At 63.6% G+C, this 18,173-nt stretch carries 15 protein-coding genes; 12 read left to right on the forward strand and 3 right to left on the reverse strand.

All coding sequences use genetic code 11. The features are described from left to right. The first annotated feature begins 58 nt into the window (after positions 1-58). The 5 genes from FJ546_RS01775 to FJ546_RS01795 all read left to right on the forward strand — a co-directional run bounded on the left by FJ546_RS01775 (position 59) and on the right by FJ546_RS01795 (position 5,587). The gene (locus FJ546_RS01775; protein WP_140887589.1) at positions 59-1,216 is read left to right on the forward strand and encodes a fumarylacetoacetate hydrolase family protein; all 1,158 of its coding nucleotides are present in this window, start codon (positions 59-61) and stop codon (positions 1,214-1,216) included. A 382-nt stretch (positions 1,217-1,598) separates the two neighbouring features. Next, positions 1,599-2,534 carry a substrate-binding domain-containing protein gene (locus FJ546_RS01780; RefSeq protein WP_140887591.1) on the forward strand — a complete coding sequence of 312 codons (936 nt, stop codon included), beginning with the start codon at positions 1,599-1,601 and terminating at the stop codon, positions 2,532-2,534. Positions 2,535-2,652: 118 nt separating this feature from the next. Then, a complete protein-coding gene (locus FJ546_RS01785; protein ID WP_140887592.1) occupies positions 2,653-3,639 on the forward strand; it encodes an ABC transporter permease in 987 nt (328 codons plus the stop codon). Between the two features lie 3 nt (positions 3,640-3,642). Then, complete coding sequence (locus tag FJ546_RS01790; protein ID WP_140887594.1) at positions 3,643-4,434, forward strand: ATP-binding cassette domain-containing protein; 792 nt, start codon at positions 3,643-3,645, stop codon at positions 4,432-4,434. Positions 4,435-4,564: 130 nt separating this feature from the next. Further along, complete coding sequence (locus FJ546_RS01795; protein ID WP_140887596.1) at positions 4,565-5,587, forward strand: LacI family DNA-binding transcriptional regulator; 1,023 nt, start codon at positions 4,565-4,567, stop codon at positions 5,585-5,587. 333 nt (positions 5,588-5,920) lie between these two features. Here the strand turns inward: FJ546_RS01795 and FJ546_RS01805 are convergent, their stop codons facing one another. Beyond that, positions 5,921-6,511 (reverse strand): TetR/AcrR family transcriptional regulator, encoded by a 591-nt coding sequence (locus FJ546_RS01805; RefSeq protein WP_140887597.1) that lies wholly within the window; start codon positions 6,509-6,511, stop codon positions 5,921-5,923. 481 nt (positions 6,512-6,992) lie between these two features. Here FJ546_RS01805 and FJ546_RS01815 point away from each other — a divergent pair, with 481 nt between their 5' ends. Beyond that, positions 6,993-10,178 (forward strand): multidrug efflux RND transporter permease subunit, encoded by a 3,186-nt coding sequence (locus tag FJ546_RS01815; RefSeq protein WP_181167772.1) that lies wholly within the window; start codon positions 6,993-6,995, stop codon positions 10,176-10,178. Positions 10,179-10,193: 15 nt separating this feature from the next. Next, positions 10,194-11,348 (forward strand): efflux RND transporter periplasmic adaptor subunit, encoded by a 1,155-nt coding sequence (locus tag FJ546_RS01820; protein ID WP_140887601.1) that lies wholly within the window; start codon positions 10,194-10,196, stop codon positions 11,346-11,348. Positions 11,349-11,386: 38 nt separating this feature from the next. Here FJ546_RS01820 and FJ546_RS01825 read toward each other — a convergent pair whose 3' ends face one another. After that, complete coding sequence (locus tag FJ546_RS01825) at positions 11,387-12,271, reverse strand: LysR substrate-binding domain-containing protein (RefSeq protein WP_140887602.1); 885 nt, start codon at positions 12,269-12,271, stop codon at positions 11,387-11,389. A gap of 12 nt (positions 12,272-12,283) precedes the next feature. Between FJ546_RS01825 and FJ546_RS01830 the strand changes: the two genes are divergently transcribed. From FJ546_RS01830 to FJ546_RS01845, 4 genes are all read left to right on the forward strand, one after another. Continuing rightward, positions 12,284-13,072: a 2OG-Fe(II) oxygenase gene (locus FJ546_RS01830; RefSeq protein WP_140887604.1), complete on the forward strand. Its 789-nt coding sequence runs from the start codon at positions 12,284-12,286 to the stop codon at positions 13,070-13,072. A 121-nt stretch (positions 13,073-13,193) separates the two neighbouring features. Beyond that, positions 13,194-13,886 (forward strand): GntR family transcriptional regulator, encoded by a 693-nt coding sequence (locus tag FJ546_RS01835; RefSeq protein ID WP_140888042.1) that lies wholly within the window; start codon positions 13,194-13,196, stop codon positions 13,884-13,886. A 36-nt stretch (positions 13,887-13,922) separates the two neighbouring features. Continuing rightward, the gene (locus FJ546_RS01840; RefSeq protein ID WP_140887605.1) at positions 13,923-15,026 is read left to right on the forward strand and encodes a mandelate racemase/muconate lactonizing enzyme family protein; all 1,104 of its coding nucleotides are present in this window, start codon (positions 13,923-13,925) and stop codon (positions 15,024-15,026) included. Position 15,027: 1 nt separating this feature from the next. Beyond that, positions 15,028-16,212: a mandelate racemase/muconate lactonizing enzyme family protein gene (locus FJ546_RS01845; protein ID WP_140887607.1), complete on the forward strand. Its 1,185-nt coding sequence runs from the start codon at positions 15,028-15,030 to the stop codon at positions 16,210-16,212. Here FJ546_RS01845 and FJ546_RS31065 read toward each other — a convergent pair. After that, a complete protein-coding gene (locus FJ546_RS31065) occupies positions 16,209-16,361 on the reverse strand; it encodes a hypothetical protein (RefSeq protein WP_181167773.1) in 153 nt (50 codons plus the stop codon). The genes FJ546_RS01845 and FJ546_RS31065 overlap by 4 nt on opposite strands. A 116-nt stretch (positions 16,362-16,477) precedes the next feature. On the opposite strand from FJ546_RS31065, the gene FJ546_RS01850 reads away from it, so the two are divergent. Continuing rightward, positions 16,478-18,142, forward strand: coding sequence for an ABC transporter substrate-binding protein (locus FJ546_RS01850; RefSeq protein WP_140887609.1), 1,665 nt, complete (start codon positions 16,478-16,480; stop codon positions 18,140-18,142). Positions 18,143-18,173 lie beyond the last annotated feature (31 nt).

Consider the following 18,173-nt stretch of genomic DNA (forward strand, 5'->3'; position numbering starts at 1 on the left):
TGAAGAGGCCATGCGCACCTCATAACATCGAACCATCCTGCGTAATGACGAGAGTGCAATGACAAACATGACGTTTCTGCCTGACGATGGCGTCTTTCTCGGCCGCGCTCGATCACCGGCTTTGCCCCATCCCCTGGTGGTCACGGTGCGTGACGGCACCGTCTTCGACATTACGTCGAGTGCGGCGCCAACGGTGCGGGACATCTGCGAAATGGCCGATCCGGCAGGGCATGTGCGCTCGACCAAGGGCAAGCCGATCGGCTCGCTCGACGACATCGCGGCCAATAGTTTTGCAGCCGGGCGCGATCCGGCAAAACCCTATCTCCTCTCTCCGGTCGACCTGCAGGCGGTCAAGGCGTCGGGCGTCACCTTCGTCGTCAGCCTGCTCGAGCGGGTAATCGAGGAACAGGCGCGCGGCTCGGCGGAAAAGGCCGATGCCATCCGCGCCGACATTGCCGGGCTGATCGGCCACGATTTGTCGAAGCTCAAGCCCGGTTCGCCGGAAGCCATGGAGATCAAGGCCAAGCTGATCGCGCGCGGCGCCTGGTCGCAATATCTGGAAGTGGGCATCGGCCCCGACGCCGAGATCTTCACCAAATGCCAGCCGATGGCCTCGGTCGGCTTCGGCGCCGATGTCGGCCTGCACCCGGTGTCGACCTGGAACAATCCGGAGCCGGAGATCGCGATGATCGCCGCCGCAAGCGGCAGGATCGTCGGCGCCACCATCGGCAACGATGTCAATCTGCGCGACGTCGAAGGGCGCTCCGCACTGCTGCTCGGCAAGGCCAAGGACAACAATGCTTCGGCCTCGCTTGGACCCTTCATCCGCCTGTTCGACGACACCTTCTCGATCGACGACGTGAAGAAGGCGGTCGTGCGCCTCAAGGTCGAGGGCGAGGATGGCTTTTCGCTGGAGGGCGCAAGCTCGATGGCCGAGATCAGCCGTTCGCCCGAAGAACTCGTTGCCGCCGCGATGGGTCCGCACCACCAGTATCCGGACGGGCTGGCGCTCTATCTCGGCACCATGTTCGTGCCGTCGAAGGACCGCGGCGAGAAGGGCAAGGGGTTTACCCACAAGGTCGGCGACATCGTCACCATCTCGTCGGAAAAGTTCGGCGCGCTGGTCAACCGGGTGCGGCTGTCGCCCGACTGCCCGCACTGGACTTACGGCGCCAGCCATCTCATGCGCGACCTGGCAAAGGCCGATCTGATCTAGACTCTATCCAAAGCGCCATGACCTTGCTTGGCGTGGATGCCATCCGGGCCGCCTTCACCACCGGTGCTCCGGTCGTGCTGCCTTGGCGATCGACCGGCTGATCAGGCTGCGGCGCCGCTGGCACGCCAGACACAGCGCGGACAATCCGCCCGGCTGAGCCTCGCCGCCAATCATCCGACCGCTCCTGAAAAATCACCCCGACTGATGCAATCTGATGGGACCGTTGATGGCGTCGCGTCAGGCGCCAACTACATCTGCAGAGGGAGGCTTGCCATCCGTCGAAAAAGGGAATGCTCTAAGACATCCGAGCGGCGCTGGCAAAAGACGCAATCCGGCCGACGCCGGAACAGGGACGGATCATCTTCAACCGGGAGGAAATCAAATGCTGACAAGACTGAGACTTGTGCTCTACGGCCTTTTGGTCGCGCTGACGGTCATTCCGGCAGCCGCGCAGGCCAAGACCTTCTACTGGATTTCGCATGGCGGCCCTGCCGACCCGGTCTGGACCTACTTCCTGGCCGGGGCCAAGCAATGGGCCAAGGACACCGGCAACACCGTCAACACCTCGTTCCACAATGGCGACGTCGCCTCCCAGCAGGAAGCGGTTCGCGCCGCCCTCTCGGCCAAGGCCGACGGCATTGTCACCACCAGCCCCGATCCGGGCAGCCTCGTCGAGATCGTCAAGGAAGCCCGCGCGGCCAACATCCCGATCATCAACTTCAACACGCCCGATCCAAAGGCCAATTTCAATGCCTATGTCGGCGGCGACAACGTCACCTTCGGAAAGCATTGGGCGCAGTATCTGGTCGACAAGGGCCTGGTGAAGAAGGGCGACTTCGTCTGGATGCCGGTCGAGATCCCCGGCGCCACCTATGGCGTCCAGGAAGAGGAAGGCATCAAGAGCGTCTTCGGACCGCTCGGCATCACCTATGAAGTGACCGAAGCGACGCTCGACCAGGCCGAGGTGATCAATCGCATGGTCGACTACCTCACCGCCCACAAGGGCAAGGTGAAGGCCATTATCGGCCTGGGCGACCTCGTCACGGGCTCGATCAAGCGGGTGTTCGACCAGGTCGGCGTCAAGCCGGGTGAAATCCCTGTTGTCGGCTGGGGCAACTCGCTCGACACCACCCAGGAAGTGCTGAACGGCTACGTCAATGCCGGCCAGTGGCAGGACCCGCAGGCGACCAGCTATGTCGCGCTGTCGCTCGCCAACATGGCGGCGTCAGGCATCCCCCCGGGCTTCAACGTCATCACCGGCGCGCTCTACGAGAAGGACACCGCCGGCATCTACGACAAGATCCTGTCCGGCAAATAAACCGCGATCCCTGGCGCCGCGCCCATCGGGCATGCGGCGCCAGATATCTGCTTGCGCCCGACTATCCATCCGAGGCGGTGGAGATCGCGGCCCGTTCCAACCATGTCGCGGGTTCCCAGTGGAAAATCATTCGCTTGTCCAACGCCTGATTGCGCGGCCTGAATTCGGTCCCTTCGTGCTGCTCATCGTCGAGATCGGCGTTTTCTGGGGCTTCAACCACGATTTCCTGTCGCCGCAGAACATCTCCAACACCCTGGCCTTCACGGTCGAGCTCGGCTTGATCGCGCTGGCGATGACCTTGCTGATGACATCAGGCGAATTCGACCTGTCCGTCGGATCCCTGTTCGGCTTCTCGCCCGTGCTGATGTGGACGCTGTTCAACGGCGGCGTCACCTCGCTGGAGATGGGCTTCATCGTCGCGCTAGTGGTTGCCGCCTTGATCGGCCTGGTCAATGGCTGGTTCGTCACGCAGCTCAAGATCCCGTCCTTCCTGGTGACGCTCGGCATGCTGCTGGTGGTGCGCGGCAGCGCGCTTTTCATCACCGATGGTTTTCCGCAGCGCACCTGGAGCGCCGAGGGCAGTTGGCTGGCGGAGGCGCTGGTCGGCGACTTCTTCATCGGGCCGTTCCGCATCTACATGTCGCTGTTCTGGTTCATCGCCGCGGCGATCGCGCTCGGCTATGCGCTGACGCAAAGCCGGACCGGCAACTGGATCCAGGCGGCGGGCGGCAATCCCAACGCGGCGCGCGCCCGCGGCGTCAATGTCAACCGCGTCAAGATCGGCCTGTTCGTGCTGTCGTCGCTCATGGCCTCGCTGGCCGGCGTCATCTCCTCGCTGCGCACGTCGGCCGCCAATCCCAACAGCGGCACAGGCTACGAACTCGAAGTCATCGCCATGGTTGTGATCGGCGGCACGGCGCTGACCGGCGGACGCGGGACCATCATCGGCACCGTGCTCGGCATCCTGATTCTGCGCGTGATGCGCAACGGCATCGTGCTGATCGGCGTGCCCGGCCTTGCCTACAATATCTTCATCGGCGCGATCATCCTTGGCATGATGGCGCTCCACTCATGGCTGGAACGCCGGCACCAGGCAGGGACTTGAACCATGGCCGAGCCATTGATCCGCATGCAGAACATCCGCAAGTCCTACGGCCGCGTGCAGGCGCTGGTGGACGCTAATTTCCATGTCAACGAGCGGGAGATCGTCGGCCTGCTCGGCGACAATGGCGCCGGCAAGTCGACACTGATCAAGGTCTTGTCGGGCGCGGTGCCGCTGACCAGCGGCGACATCTTCATCCGCGGCAAGAAGGTCACCTTGCGCAGCACCAGCGACGCCATCGCGCAGGGCATCGAAACGATCTACCAGGACTCGGCGCTGGTCACGCAACTGTCGATCGCCCGCAATCTGTTCCTCGGGCGCGAGCCGATCAAGCCGCCGCGTTTCCTCAACCGCATGGACCAGGAGGCGATGAACAACGTCGCCCGCGACCTGCTCAAACAGGTCGGCATTTCGAAGAACATTCCACCGGCGACGCCGATCGGCTCGCTCTCCGGCGGCGAGCGCCAGGCGGTGGCGATCGCGCGCGCCATGCATTTCGACAGCGACCTCATCATCCTCGACGAGCCGACCAACAATCTCGGCGTCGCCGAAACACAAGGGGTGCTGAGCTTCGTTCGCAGCGCCCGCGATTCCGGCCATTCCTGCATCTTCATCGCGCACAACATCCATCACGTCTTCCAGGTGGTCGACCGCATCGTCGTCATGCGCCGGGGCAAGGTGGTCGCCGACGACATAGACCCGAAGAAGACAACCGTGACGGAGGTCGAACGGATCATCACCGGCATGTCGGACAAGGAAATCCGCGACGCCATCGCCGACGGCAAGCCGTCGCACTGAGGACGGGCGGATCCGTCTTGCCGAAGCTGCTCAATGCGCATGGCGGCGATGGGTGCCGCGTCCCTCGGATCGCATCGGCTGCGAAATCACTTATCTGGCGCGTCATCGCATCGGCGCGTAGGGTTGCGGCATGAAGGCCACCGTCTCCGACATCGCCAGGAATTGCGGGCTCTCGACCGCGACGGTCGACAGGGTGCTCAACAACCGGCCGGGCGCCAGCGCCGCCAACCGGCAACGCGTGATGGAAGCCGCCAAGCAGCTCGGCTATCTGCCGGTCGCCGATCAGGTGACGCTTCCCTCCAGACCGGCAAACCTCGAATTCTTCCTGCCGATCGGCAGCAACGCCTTCATGCAGGATCTGGCAAGGCACATCGAGGACTATGCATCGCGCCTGCCGCTGGTCGCTTCGTGCCGGATCCACAACCTCGCCGGCATCTCGCCGAACGCGCTGCAGAGCGCCGTGGAAAACCTGTCGCTGAAGGCCAATGGCGTCGGGGTCATCGCCATCGACCATCCGCGAACCCGCAACATCCTGCGCGACATCGTCGAAGCCGGCATCCGCCTGGTGACGCTGGTGTCCGATATTCCGGCCGCTCCCCGCTCGGCCTATGTCGGCATCGACAACCGGGTGGCGGGGCGTACGGCGGCACTTCTGATGGGACGCTTCCTCGGCGGCCGCGACGGCCATCTGGCGATGGTTGTCGGTTCACGCTCCTATCGCGGTCATGAGGAGCGCGAAATGGGTTTCCGTTCCGTGCTTGGCGAGGAGTTTCCCAACCTCACCGTGACCAGCGCCGTCGAGATCAACGACGAACCGGATGCCAGCTACGCCGAAACCATGAAGGCACTGCACAACGAACCGGAACTGCTCGGCGTCTATTGCGTCGGGGCCGGACGCTCCGGCGTTGCCAAAGCCATCCGGGAAGCCAGGCCCAACCGCAAGCCGGTGTTCATCTGCCACGATCTTACAAAGGAGACGCGCGGCTACCTCGTCGACGACCTCGTTGACGTCGTCATCGACCAGAACGCCAGGCTGATCGCCGAACAGTCGGTCATCCGCCTGCTCGGCTCCATCGCCTCATCGGCACCCTATCTCACCCGGAAATTCATCGAGCCGCGCCTGATTTTCAGGGAAAACGTGCCGGTGCAGTGAGGCGAGACCGCCTGGCCATGCCGGCTTCCTGGATTTGTCTGATAATTGACACGGCAAATCTGCACAGCTGCTATGCACAATTCATTGTTGCCGAATCATTGGGCAACTCGTAGCTTCTGGTTGTCGGCCATCTACTCCTCCCAGATGCGATGCCGACGCTGAATGGGGTGCACCTCCTCCCGCGCCACATTCGAAAATCGAGCCCGCTGCCACCTCCTCCCGGCAGCGGGCTTTTTTCATTCAGCATCGGAAATTCCTGTGCCGCCGCGCCAAAGGGCGCCAGGCATCGTCTCGGTCATACGACCGGCAAATCGCCAGCAGCCGCGGCGGATTTCAACCGGCGGCGGTGCCCCGGAAGGAAACGATCAACCCTTCGGCCATGCGCACGAACTGCGTGCTCGGACCTTCGGCGCCCACGGTCTGCACGCTGACACGGGCGCCCTCGAACAGCAGCGACAGCGTATCGGCAAGCAGTTCGGCCTGACCGATGCCCGCACCCCGGCATAGCGTCACAAGGCGTTCGCGCTGGGCTTCCTTGAGCTCCTTGATCACCAGTCTCGCCGGATGGTCCGGCTCAGTCAGCTCAGCGGCGGCATTGGCCATGTCGCAGCCGCGGCCGTCGGCATTGAGCATGGCGGCCGCCTTGCGAACCCAGGCATGCAGCTGCGCGAGCTTGTCGCCGGGGAACTCGGCCTCGAAAGCATCCCACATGGCGCCGGCCTTGACCGCATTGGCGCGCAGGCACTCGACGATCAGTTCGTCCTTGGACTCGAAGTGACGATAGAGCGTCATCTTGTTCGTGCCGGCAGCTTCGGTGATGGCGTCGACGCCGACGCCCTTGATGCCGTGCTTGTGGAACATGTCGCGTGCCGTCTCCAGAATCCGATCCCTGGGACGAGAGCGCTCCACGACGCCGTCTGTCATCATGATCTCCTTTTCGTTTCCAAAAAACCCTCGGCCACCTCTTGACTAGGGTGTTACCGGTCTGTAACTTCCAGAATGTTACTTACTGGTAACACCTATGTCGCCCGTCGTCAATAACAAGGCCGTGAACTGGTCCTGCCAGATGAGACGGACGAGAAACTGCCAGTCATGCGGCTCCGGCCGGTGAGGAAATGAAAAACGGTTCGCGAGCATGGGCTGCGAATCGACAGACAAGGAGCCGGCCAATGCCACAGCGCCGCGATCTTACCATAGATGAGGCCGTCCGGGATCCGATGATCCGGCTGGTCATGAAGGCAGATGGGGTCGACCCCCACGCCCTCGAGAAGATGCTTCGCTCGCTTGCCGATGGGCAGCGTCGCGAGGTGCCGTTGCTGCGTTCACGGGATGCCTCCCGTGACGGGCACGGCCAGTTATCCAGACTTGCCAGCGCCTTCGGGCGGGCAAGAGCAGCCGGCGAGGCATGTGTGTCGTGGTAAATTTCTTCATTCACCGTCCGATCTTCGCCTCGGCGATCGCCATCATCATGGTGCTCGCCGGGACGATTTGTTATTTCCTGCTGCCGGTCTCGCAGTTTCCAGACATCACGCCGCCCCAGGTCGTGGTCAGCGCCCATTATCCGGGCGCCAGCGCGCAAGTCGTGGCCGACACGGTGACGACGCCGCTGGAGCAGCAGATCAACGGCGTGCAGGGCATGACCTACATGTCGTCGACGAGCTCCAATGACGGCTCCTCGACCATCACCATCACCTTCGATGTCGGCTACTCCCTGAGCACGGCCGCCGTCGACGTCCAGAACCGCGTCTCGCAGGCGGCTTCCTCGCTGCCGGCGATCGTCAATCAGGGCGGCGTGACGATCAAGAAGCAGAACCCGAACTTCGTGCTTATCGTCAACCTCACCTCGCCCGACAAGTCGGTCGATCCGGTGGCGCTGTCGAACCTCGCCTATCTGCAGGTGGTCGATCCGCTGAAGCGGCTGCAAGGCGTCGGCGACGTGCAGATCTTCGGCGAGCGGCGCTATTCGATGCGCATCTGGCTCGATCCGGACAAGCTTGCCAATCTCGGCATCACCGCCGTCGACGTGCAGAATGCCATCGCCGAGCAGAACGTCCAGGTGGCGGCCGGCAAGATCGGCCAGTCGCCGGCGCCCGCAGGCACCGCCTTCGAGATGCAGGTCAACGCTGTCGGCCGCCTGAGCGACCCGAAGGAATTCGGCGACATCGTGGTGCGCGCCAACACCGACTCCGGCTCGCTGGTGCGGCTGCGCGACGTCGCGCGTATCGAGCTCGGCGCGCTGCAATATTCGTCCTCGGCCTTCTTCGGCAAGGACCCGACCGTGGTCCTCGCCGTCTACCAGATGCCCGGTTCCAACGCGCTCGACCTTCAGCAGCGCGTCAAGGACAAGATGCAGGAACTGTCGGCGCGTTTCCCGAAGGGCGTGTCCTATGCCATGCACTACGACACGACGCGCTTCGTCTCGGCGTCGATGCATGACGTGCTGATCACGCTCGGCGAAGCGCTGGTGCTGGTCGTTGCCGTGGTGTTCATCTTCCTGCAGAGCTGGCGCACGACCATCATCCCGACCATCGCCATTCCGGTGTCGCTGGTGGCGACGCTGGTCGTCATGGAGATGCTGGGCTTCTCGCTCAACATGCTCTCCTTGCTCGGCATGGTGCTGGCGATCGGCCTTGTCGTCGACGACGCCATCGTGGTGGTCGAGAATGTCGAACGACAACTCGAGGCCGGGCTGAAACCATTGGCGGCGACCAAGGCCGCCATGGCCGAAGTCACCGGTCCGATCATCGCCACCACCGCCGTGCTGATGGCCGTGTTCGTGCCGGTCGCTTTCATTCCGGGCGTGTCGGGGCGGCTCTACAACCAGTTCGCGCTGACGGTGGCGATTTCGGTCGGCATCTCGGCCTTCAATTCGCTGACGCTGAGTCCTGCGCTCAGTGCCGCTTTCCTGCGTCATCGCCATGGGCCGCAGTTCTTCCTGTTCCGCTGGTTCAACACCGGCTTCGACAGGCTGTCGCATGCCTACGCCCATGGTGTGCGCTTCCTGATCCGCTTGCGCTGGATCATGCTCGGCCTGTTCGCCGCCGGGTTGGTCGCCACCTATTTCGTCTGGCAGAAACTGCCCTCGACCTTCCTTCCGGTCGAGGACCAGGGCTATTTCTTCGTCGTCATCCAGTTGCCCGACGGTGCCTCGCTTGAGCGCACCGACGCGGTGGCGCAGAAGGCGCGCGACATCCTGCAGGCGACGCCCGGCGTCGACATTGTCGGCTCGATCAGCGGCCTGAACTTCCTGACCAGTGCGGCGCAGTCGAACTCGGCTGTCGAGTTCGCCATCCTCAAGCCATGGGAAGAGCGTGGCCCCGACCAGAGCGCATCGAAACTCGTCGCCGATGTGCGCGGCAAGCTGATGCAGATTCCGGAAGCTTTCGCGCTCTCCTTCGATCCGCCTTCGATTCCGGGTATCGGCACCACGGGCGGCTTCGAATTCGTCGTCGAGGATCTGACTGGTCGCGGCAGCACGGCCCTCAATGACGCGACGCAGGCCGTGATCGCCGAGGCGCGCAAGCAGCCGGAAATCAATCCGCAGCAGCTGTTCTCGCCATTCTCGACCTCGACGCCGCAGTTCAACTACGACCTCGACCGTAGCAAGGCCAAGCTTCTCGGCCTCAACCTGCCCGATGTCTTCAACACGCTGCAGATCTATCTCGGCTCGCTCTACGTGAATGACTTCAACCTGTTCGGCCGCACCTTCCGGGTGACCATCCAGGCCGACAAGGATGCACGTGCGGGCGCCGCCGACATTTCGCGGCTCTATGTACGCAACGCCTCGGGCGGCATGGTGCCGCTCAGCACGCTGGGCAAGCTGGTGCCGTTCGTCGGGCCGGAAACCGTGCCGCACTACAACAACAACGCCTCGGCCTCGATCAATGGCGGTGCCGCGCCGGGCTTCTCCTCGGGCCAGGCTGTCGCTGCCATGGAACGGGCGGCGGCCACCGCGCTCCCCAGGGATTTCGGTTTCGAATGGACCGGCATCACCTTCCAGGAGCTCAAGGCAGGATCGATCGCGTCCGTCGTCTTCGGCCTCGCCATCGTCTTCGTCTTCCTGATCCTGGCGGCGCAATATGAGAGCTGGGCGATGCCGTTCATGGTGCTGCTGGCGGTGCCATTGGCCTTGTTCGGTGCCTTCGCGGCCCTATCGGTGCGCGGCATGCAGATCGACGTCTACTCGCAGATCGGCTTCGTGATGCTGATCGGCCTGGCGGCCAAGAACGCGATCCTGATCGTCGAGTTCGCCAGGCGGCGACGCGAGGAGGGCCTCAGCATCGTCGAGGCGGCGATGGAAGCCGCCCGGCTCAGGCTGCGGCCGATCCTGATGACGGCCTTCGCCTTCATCCTTGGCGTGCTGCCGCTGATGTTCGCCACCGGCGCCGGTGCCGCAAGCCGCCAGTCGATCGGCACCACGGTGTTTGGCGGCATGGTCGCCGCGACCATCCTGTCGCTGGTGTTCGTGCCGGTCTTCTACGCGGTCATCGAACAGTTGCGGGAGCGCCGCGAAAGCGGCGAACCCGCCTCCAAGCATACTGAACCAACTGCCGAACCCGCCTTCCCTCCCCTGGCGGAAGCGGCCGAATAAGATTGGAGAAATATTATGCGTAAATGGAAAATCGCTTTGGGAGCGGCCGTCGCGTTGGGCGCGATCTCCGTGGCAAGCGTCCACCTGCTCGATATGGGCAATCTCAGGCTGAGCACCGGCACGGCCGGTGCGGCAACGCCCGCTCCGGCGGCATTCGTCATGCCGGTGCCGGTGGCGAGCGTGGTCAAGAAGACGATCCCGATCTATCTCGACTATGCCGCCCGCATCGAGCCTATCCGCAGCATCACGCTGCAGGCGCGCGTGCCCGGCTATTTGCAGGAACAGACGGCGCAGGACGGCGCGGATGTGCGGCAAGGCGACCTTCTCTACAGGATCTCGCCCGACGACTTCCAGGCCGCGCTCGACCAGGCGAAAGCCCAGGTCCAGCGCGATACGGCGACGCTCGACTATGCGCGGTCCAATCTCGGCCGCGGCACCGAGCTCGCCAAGAGCGGTTATCTGGACAAGGACAGCTTCGACCAGCGCACCAGCACCTTGCGCGAAGCGCAGGCGTCGCTGGCGCTTAACCAGGCGGCCGTGCGCACGGCCGAGCTCAATCTGAGCTACGCCGAGATCCATGCGCCGTTCACCGGACGCCTGGGCCGCAACCAGGCTTCGGTCGGAACGCTGGTCAGCGTCGCCGGCACAGTGCTGAACACGCTGGTGCAGCTCGACCCGATCTATGTCACCTTCAATCCGAGCGAGACGGATCTGGCCGAGATCGAGCAGGCCCGCGCGGCCGGCCCGGTCGATGTCGAAGTCCTGCTGCCAGGTCAGACCGAGACCAGCCAGAAGGGCGAACTCACCTTCGTCGACAACACGGTCGACCACTCGACCGGCACCATCACCGCGCGCGCCACCATCGGCAATGCGAAGTTCACGCTCATGCCTGGCCAGTACGTCCGCGTGCGGCTGCACATCAGGCAACAGCCGGACGCGCTGATGGTGCCGCAGACGGCGCTGGGATCGAGCCAGCTCGGCAAATATCTCTACGTCGTCGGCAAGGGCAACACGGTCGACCAGCGGCTGGTCTCGCTCGGCCCGACCAGCGGCGACCTGGTGGCCATTCTGAGCGGCGTCTCGGAAGGCGACCAGGTGATCACAGGCAATCTGCAGACGATCGGACCCGGAATGCCGATCTCGCCACTGCCACAGAAACCGGCTACCTGACTCCCCCGCAGGCCCGGTTTCCGCGCGGCGCCCTCGACCTACCCACGGGTCGTGGGCGCCGTATTCACAAGCAGGCCGACAAGAGCGGCCACATCGGCGCGGTCGGCCTTAGCCGGCGGCATGAAGGCGCAATAGGGGTGACCGAGGCGCACCGAGACCGATGACAGCGCGATCAGGCGCCCTGCCTCCAGATCGGCCCGCGCCATCACACGCTGGCCAAGCGCAATGCCCAGACCCAGCCTCGCCGAGGCGATCGCCAGGCTGGACAGGCCGACGCGCCGGCCATGCGACGGGTCGGGCGAGCGGCTGCCGCCACATGCCGCGAACCAGTCCGCCCAGCTTGGGTGCGAGGCATAGTTCGGCCCCCAATTGGTGTGGATGAACAGGCTCTCATGCAGGTCCATTAGACTTCTGTCGCTGTTGCCATGCCTTTGCCAGAACTCGGGCGCGCAGACCGGCAGCACATCGTCATGGACGAGGCGAACCATACGCAGGCCGGGATAGTGATAATCACCATAGGAGATGCGCAGGTCGACATTCCAGCGCACCAGGTCGATCGGATCGTCTTCCGCCCGCACATCGATCGCCATATGCGGGAAGGCCTCGAGAAGAGCGGCCAGCCTCGGCGCCAGCCACAGCTCTGCCAGCGAGAACGGCACGCTGACGACAAGCCGTGTCCTCAAACCGCCTTCCAGCATGCGCTGGCCGATTGCCGCGATGTCGCCAAGAGCACGCGCGGTCTGCGGATAGATGGCGTGACCGGCGTCGGTGAGCGTGATGCGGTTGCCTGTGCGCACGAACAGCTGCTTGCCGAACCAGGTTTCGAGATTGCGGATCTGCTGGCTGACCGCCGCCGAGGACACGCCAAGCTCGTTCGCGGCCAAAGTGAAGCTGCCGGAGCGGGTCTTCTGTGCCCAACCCATGGAGCACACGACATGAAAGACATCCTCGATCTCAACCGTTATCCGCTCGACCGCGAAGGCAGCGCCGAATGGACGCGCCTCGTCGAACAGTCGATCGAAGCCCTCCGGGCCGACGGCATGTTCAATCTCGAAGGTTTTCTGCGGCCCGGCGTCGCCGAACAGGCGGTGCGGGAAATCAAGCCGGTGATGGACACGCAGTCCCATGTCCACAAGCGCATGCACAACATCTACTTCAAGCCCAGCATTCCCGAACTCGCGCCTGACCATCCGGCCCTGCACACGGTCGAAACCATCAGTCACACTGTCTGCGCCGACCAGATTCCCGGCAGCACGGTGATGTCCATCTACGAATATGAACCGCTTGTGCGTTTCCTGGCGGCGACGATGGGCAAGGAAAAACTGCATGTCATGCAGGATCCTTTGGCTCGCACCAATGTCATGGCCTATCGCGCCGGCGAGGCGCTGAACTGGCATTTCGACCGCTCGGAATTCACCACCACACTGCTGCTGCAGCAGTCGCAACGTGGCGGCGACCTCGAATACCGCACCGATCTCAGGTCGGATGACGACCCCAACTATGAGGGCGTCGCCAGGCTGCTCGAAGGCCGCGATCCCGACGCCAAGATCCTGCGCATGAAGCCGGGTACGCTCAATGTCTTCCGCGGCAAGAACACCGCGCACCGCGTCACCAGGGTCGAAGGCGAGCGCGAACGCATGATCGCGGTGTTTTCCTACTACGAGAAACCAGGTGTGATGTTCAGCGCCGAGGAGCGGGTCGGCTTCTATGGCCGCGCCGCCTGAGCCGTCCAAACCGCATCTGGGTCGGATTGCCGGGCGACGATGAAAAAATCTGAAAATGCCATCTTGTTAGATTGTCGACAATCTGATTGTCTTACCCGCTGTACTCGCTGGAGTGGGCCGGATTGTGAAGACGGATTTCAGCCCGATTGCCGATACGACGCGTCGCGCCGAAATCGTCGCGCTGCTGCGGCGCGCCATCCTGACCGGGCAACTGCAACCCGGCCAGAAGCTCAACGAGCTCCGAATCTCCGAACAGATGCGGGTCAGCCGCGCGCCATTGCGCGAGGCGATGCGCGAGCTGGTGCAGGAAGGCATCCTGACCAGCATTCCCTATGCCGGCACCTTCGTCATCGATGTCACCGCCAAGGACATCGACGATGCCTATTCGCTCAACCAAGTGCTCGACGAGTTCGCCATCGAACGGACATGGCCACAGCGCGACCAGCGTTTCTTCGACGAACTTGACCGGCGCCACGAAGCGGTGAAACAGGCGACACGCAACCTCGACACCACAAGGCAGATCGAAACGGCGCTGCAACTGCATGGCCTGATCTATGAGTGGGCCGATAATTCGGTGCTTCTGGAAACCTGGCAGAGGCTGACCAGCCGGCTGCAAATGTATTTCGCGCTGCACCAGCATGCGCGCAACGAGCCGGTGCCGGCCGAAGACGTCCATGAGACTTACGTGCAACTGATGAAGGGTACCGATATGCGCGCTGCCCAGCGTCACGCGCGCGAACATATCAATCTCGACTTCGAGCAGTTGCTCTCCTATGCGCGCAACCTCGAACAGCGCCCGTCGAAGGGCGCCTGACCAATTCCCAGACATCGCAGCCAGCGGACGGACAGAGTGCAGATCAAATCCATCAAAGCCTACCATGTCGTGCAGCCCTTCGTGGACGGCCCCTACCGCATGTCCAAGGGGCGCCAGGCCGACGCCTTCGACGCGGTGATCGTCGCCATCACCGCCGACAGCGGCCTGACCGGCTGGGGCGAGATGGCGCCGCTCGGCAATTTCTACTCGGCCGCGTTTCCGGCGGGAACACGCGCGGGCGTGCCGGAAATCGCGACGCATCTAATCGGCCACGATCCGCGCGGGCTGGCCAGGATCGGCCGGCTGATGGACACGGTGTTCAAGGGCCATCCCTATATCAAATCGGCGCTCGACATGGCCTGCTGGGATCTCGCCGCGCGCGCCGCCGGTGTGCCGTTGGTGACGCTGCTCGGCGGCAAGGAGAGCGATATGGCGGAGACCTACCGGGTCGTCACCCACGGCACGCTCGATCAGATGGCGGCACTGGCAAAAAGGATCATCGCCGAGGGCTGTCGCCGTCTGCAGGTCAAGGTTGGCGGCAATGTGCACGACGACATCGAGCGAGTGACGACGGTCGCCTCGGCCGTGCCGAAAGGCACGGTGATCTTCTGCGACGCCAATGCCGGCTGGACGCCCTACCAGGCGCGGCAGTTCGCCGATGCCACGCGTGGCATCGACTATACGTTCGAGCAGCCCTGCACGACGATCGAGGAGAACATGTCGGTGCGCCGCATGCTCGACAAGCCGATGGTGCTCGACGAATCCGTCACCTCGCTGGAAGCGATGCTGGAGATCCACCGCCGGGGCGCGGCCGACGGGCTGACGCTGAAGATCTCGCGGCTGGGTGGTGTGACGAAGACGCGCCAGATCCGCGACGTTGCCGTCGACCTCGGCTTCATGATCACTGTCGAGGACACAGGCGGCGCCGAGATCGACACGGCAGCGATGGCGCATCTGTCGCTGTCGACGCCGGAGGAGCGCAGGCTGCATGCCATTGCCTTCCATGAATGGGTGACGGTGCGCACCGCCTTCAACGCCCCGCCGGTCACCGGCAGCCATATGGGCATTCCGGACGGCCCCGGCCTCGGCATCGATGTGGACCCGAGCCTGCTCGGCAAGCCTTTCTTCGAGGTCGGCTGAGATGAAGATCCGAGACATCACGGCCACACCGATCAATCTTCGTCTCGAAGCACCCTATGGCTGGGTGTTCGGCGAGCTCGACGGCTTTTCGCAGACCATTGTCGAGGTCGAGACCGAGGATGGGCTGGTCGGCCTCGGCGAGGCGCCGACGCCGGCGGCGGCCGCAATCATCAATGATGTTCTGGCCGAGCGCCTGATTGGCCGCGATGCCTTCGACATCGCCGGCGCCGAGCATGTCTGCCTGCCCTACTGGACCGGCGTGCAGTCGATCAACGACCGCACCCGCATCATGGCTTTCGGCGCGATCGAGATGGCGCTGTGGGACCTGCGCGGCAAGGCGTGGAAGCAGCCGCTCTACCAGCTGCTCGGCGGCGCCGTGCGCAAGGACATCCCGTTCACCGACTATTTCTCGCTGCGCGGCGACGGGCCTGATGTGAAAGGCGAGACGACGCCGGAAGAAGTCGCCGATTATTGCGTCGAATTGCACGAGACGCATGGCACGACCTTCTTCGAAGGCAAGTTCTCGACCGAAGACCCGAAAGTCTCGCTGAGAATGATCGAGCTGATCCGCGAGAAACTCGGCGACGAGGCGATGATCCGCATCGATTCCAACCAGGCCTATTCGCTGGCGACGGCGCGGCGGCTGGCGCGGCCGCTCGAAGAGCTCGGCGTACGCAACTGGGAGGATCCGGTGGCGACGCTCGAAGAGATGCGGCAGTTGCGGCAACATTGCTCGATCCCGTTCTCCACCCACAACATCGACATTGCGCGCGCCATGGACCTCAAGGTTCCGGATGCCTTCGTCGGCAATCCGACGGCGCATGGCGGCATCGGCCGCCTGCTGCGTTTCGTCGGCGCCTGCGAGCATGCCGGCGTCGATTTCTGGTGCTACAGCGGCGACAGCGGCATCGGCAGCGCCGCCTACCTGCATCTGTGCGCGTCGCTCGGCTGGATCCGGGAGCCCAACCAGTCGCTGTTTCGCATGCAGCCCATGGACATCACCGAGGAAGGGCCATTTTCGCCGAGGAACAATGTCGTGCGCGTCCCGGAAGGTCCCGGTCTCGGCATCACCTTGTCGCGTGAAAACCTGGCGGCCTGCCATCGCGATTTCGCCGAGAACGGCCCGTGCAACAAATATCACGACCCGGCGAAGCCCGGAACCTATCGCCGTTTGCCGCTGAACTAGGAGAACGAGAAGGGAAAGGAGACGTCGTCAAGAAACAAGCCGCCGCCGCCGCGATTGGGTCGCGACGGCAGGACAGGATGGGTGGAAACGTCCTCAAGAAAATCTGACCGCTTCGCCGCAACGATCGGATGGACCGGATAAAGCCGCATGCTACAGTCCCGTCGACCGACTTCGTTGACGGCCGGGGCAAGGAGAACTCCACGGAATTTCGTCAACCGGAAGTGCTTTCTTCAGCCATAAGAAACCAGGGGAAAGGGTTAAACCCATGAGCAAGAACTACCGCATTCTCAACCTGATTCGACGCAATCGCTCGCCGCTCGAAAACCATCTCATCGACGGTCTCGTCGATGGCCGTGTCAGCCGCCGCGACTTCATTCGCCACGGCAGCCTGCTCGGCCTGTCGCTGCCGCTTCTGGGCGGCATCACCACCGCTGCCGGCCTCAGTGGCATGCCGTCGCTCGCCCGCGCCCAGGGCGCGCCTGGCGCGACCATCCGCGTCGGCAGCAGCGTGCCGGCGGCAACCATCGACCCGGTCACCATCGCCGATGCCGGTGGCCTGCTGATCCTGCAGCAGGTTGCCGAATTCCTCTGCGTCGACGGCCCCGACCTGGTGCTCAAGCCGGCGCTGGCCGAAAGCTGGAAGCCGAACGACAACGGCACGGTGTGGACCTTCAAGCTGCGCAAGGGCGTCAAATTCCACTCCGGCGGCGAGATGAAGGCCGACGACGTCGTGGCCAGCATCGACCGCCTCGCCGACCCGGCAAACTCGTCCAACGCGCTGTCGGTGTTCACCGGCATCCTGCAGAAGGGCGCCACCAAGAAGGTCGACGACTACACGGTGGAGTTCCATCTCGACGCGCCGAACGGCAACTTCCCCTACATGGTGTCGTCGGACAACTATAACGCCGTCATCATCCCGGCGAGCTACAAGGGCGACTACGAGAAAAGCTTCGACGGCACGGGCCCGTTCAAGGTCGAGAAATACACGGCCAAGGTCGGCGCCTCCTTCGTCCGCAACGAGGACTATTGGGGCGAAAAGGCGCTGCCGGAGCGGACCGAGTTCACCTTCTTCGCCGACATGCAGCCGCAGATCCTGGCGCTGCAGGGCGGACAGATCGACATCATCAACCAGATGCCGGTGCTCGCCGGCGTCGCCCTGCTCAATGATCCGAGCGTCGACATCATCAGCCTGAAGTCGTCGGCCCACCAGCAACTGCATATGCGCTGCGACGACGGCCCGCTGAAGGACGCGCGCGTGCGCCGTGCCATCGCGCTCTGCCTCGACCGCGACAAGCTGGCCGCAGGCCTGATGAAGGGTCGCTCGGCGCTCGGCAATGACAGCCCGTTCGCGGCCGTCTACCCTTCGACCGATACGAGCATACCGCAGCGCAAGCAGGATATCGCGCAGGCCAAGCAGCTCATGGAAGCGGCCGGCGTCGGCAAGGGTTTCAAGGTAACGCTGACCACCGAGCGCTACCTGGAAATTCCCGAATACGCCCAGCTGATCCAGAACTGGGTCAAGGAAATCGGCATCGAACTCGAGCTCAACATCCTGGACCAGGGCGCGTATTACGGCGACGCCGTATTCGGCAAATCGAACTGGCTGGATTCGGTGATGGGCATCACCGACTATGGTCACCGCGGCGTGCCGAACGTGTACCTTGCCGCACCGCTGAAGAGCGACGGCACCTGGAACGCCGCGCACTTCAAGAACAAGGACTATGACACGCTGGCGACCAGCTATATCGCGGCGCTCGATCTCGAGGCGCAAAAGGCGACGGCGGGCAAGATCCAGAAGCTTCTGCTCGAGGAAACGCCCGTCATCTTCGGCTATTTCTACGACTACCTGACGGCAACGGCAAAAGGCGTGGCCGGCGTGCGGCCGACCGCGATGTCGCAGCTGTTCCTCGAAAAGGCATCGAAGGCCTAAAACGAAAAGGGAAAGCCAATCCTCTAACAGC

It is taken from the genome of Mesorhizobium sp. B2-4-19 (assembly GCF_006441315.1).
Lineage (GTDB): Bacteria > Pseudomonadota > Alphaproteobacteria > Rhizobiales > Rhizobiaceae > Mesorhizobium.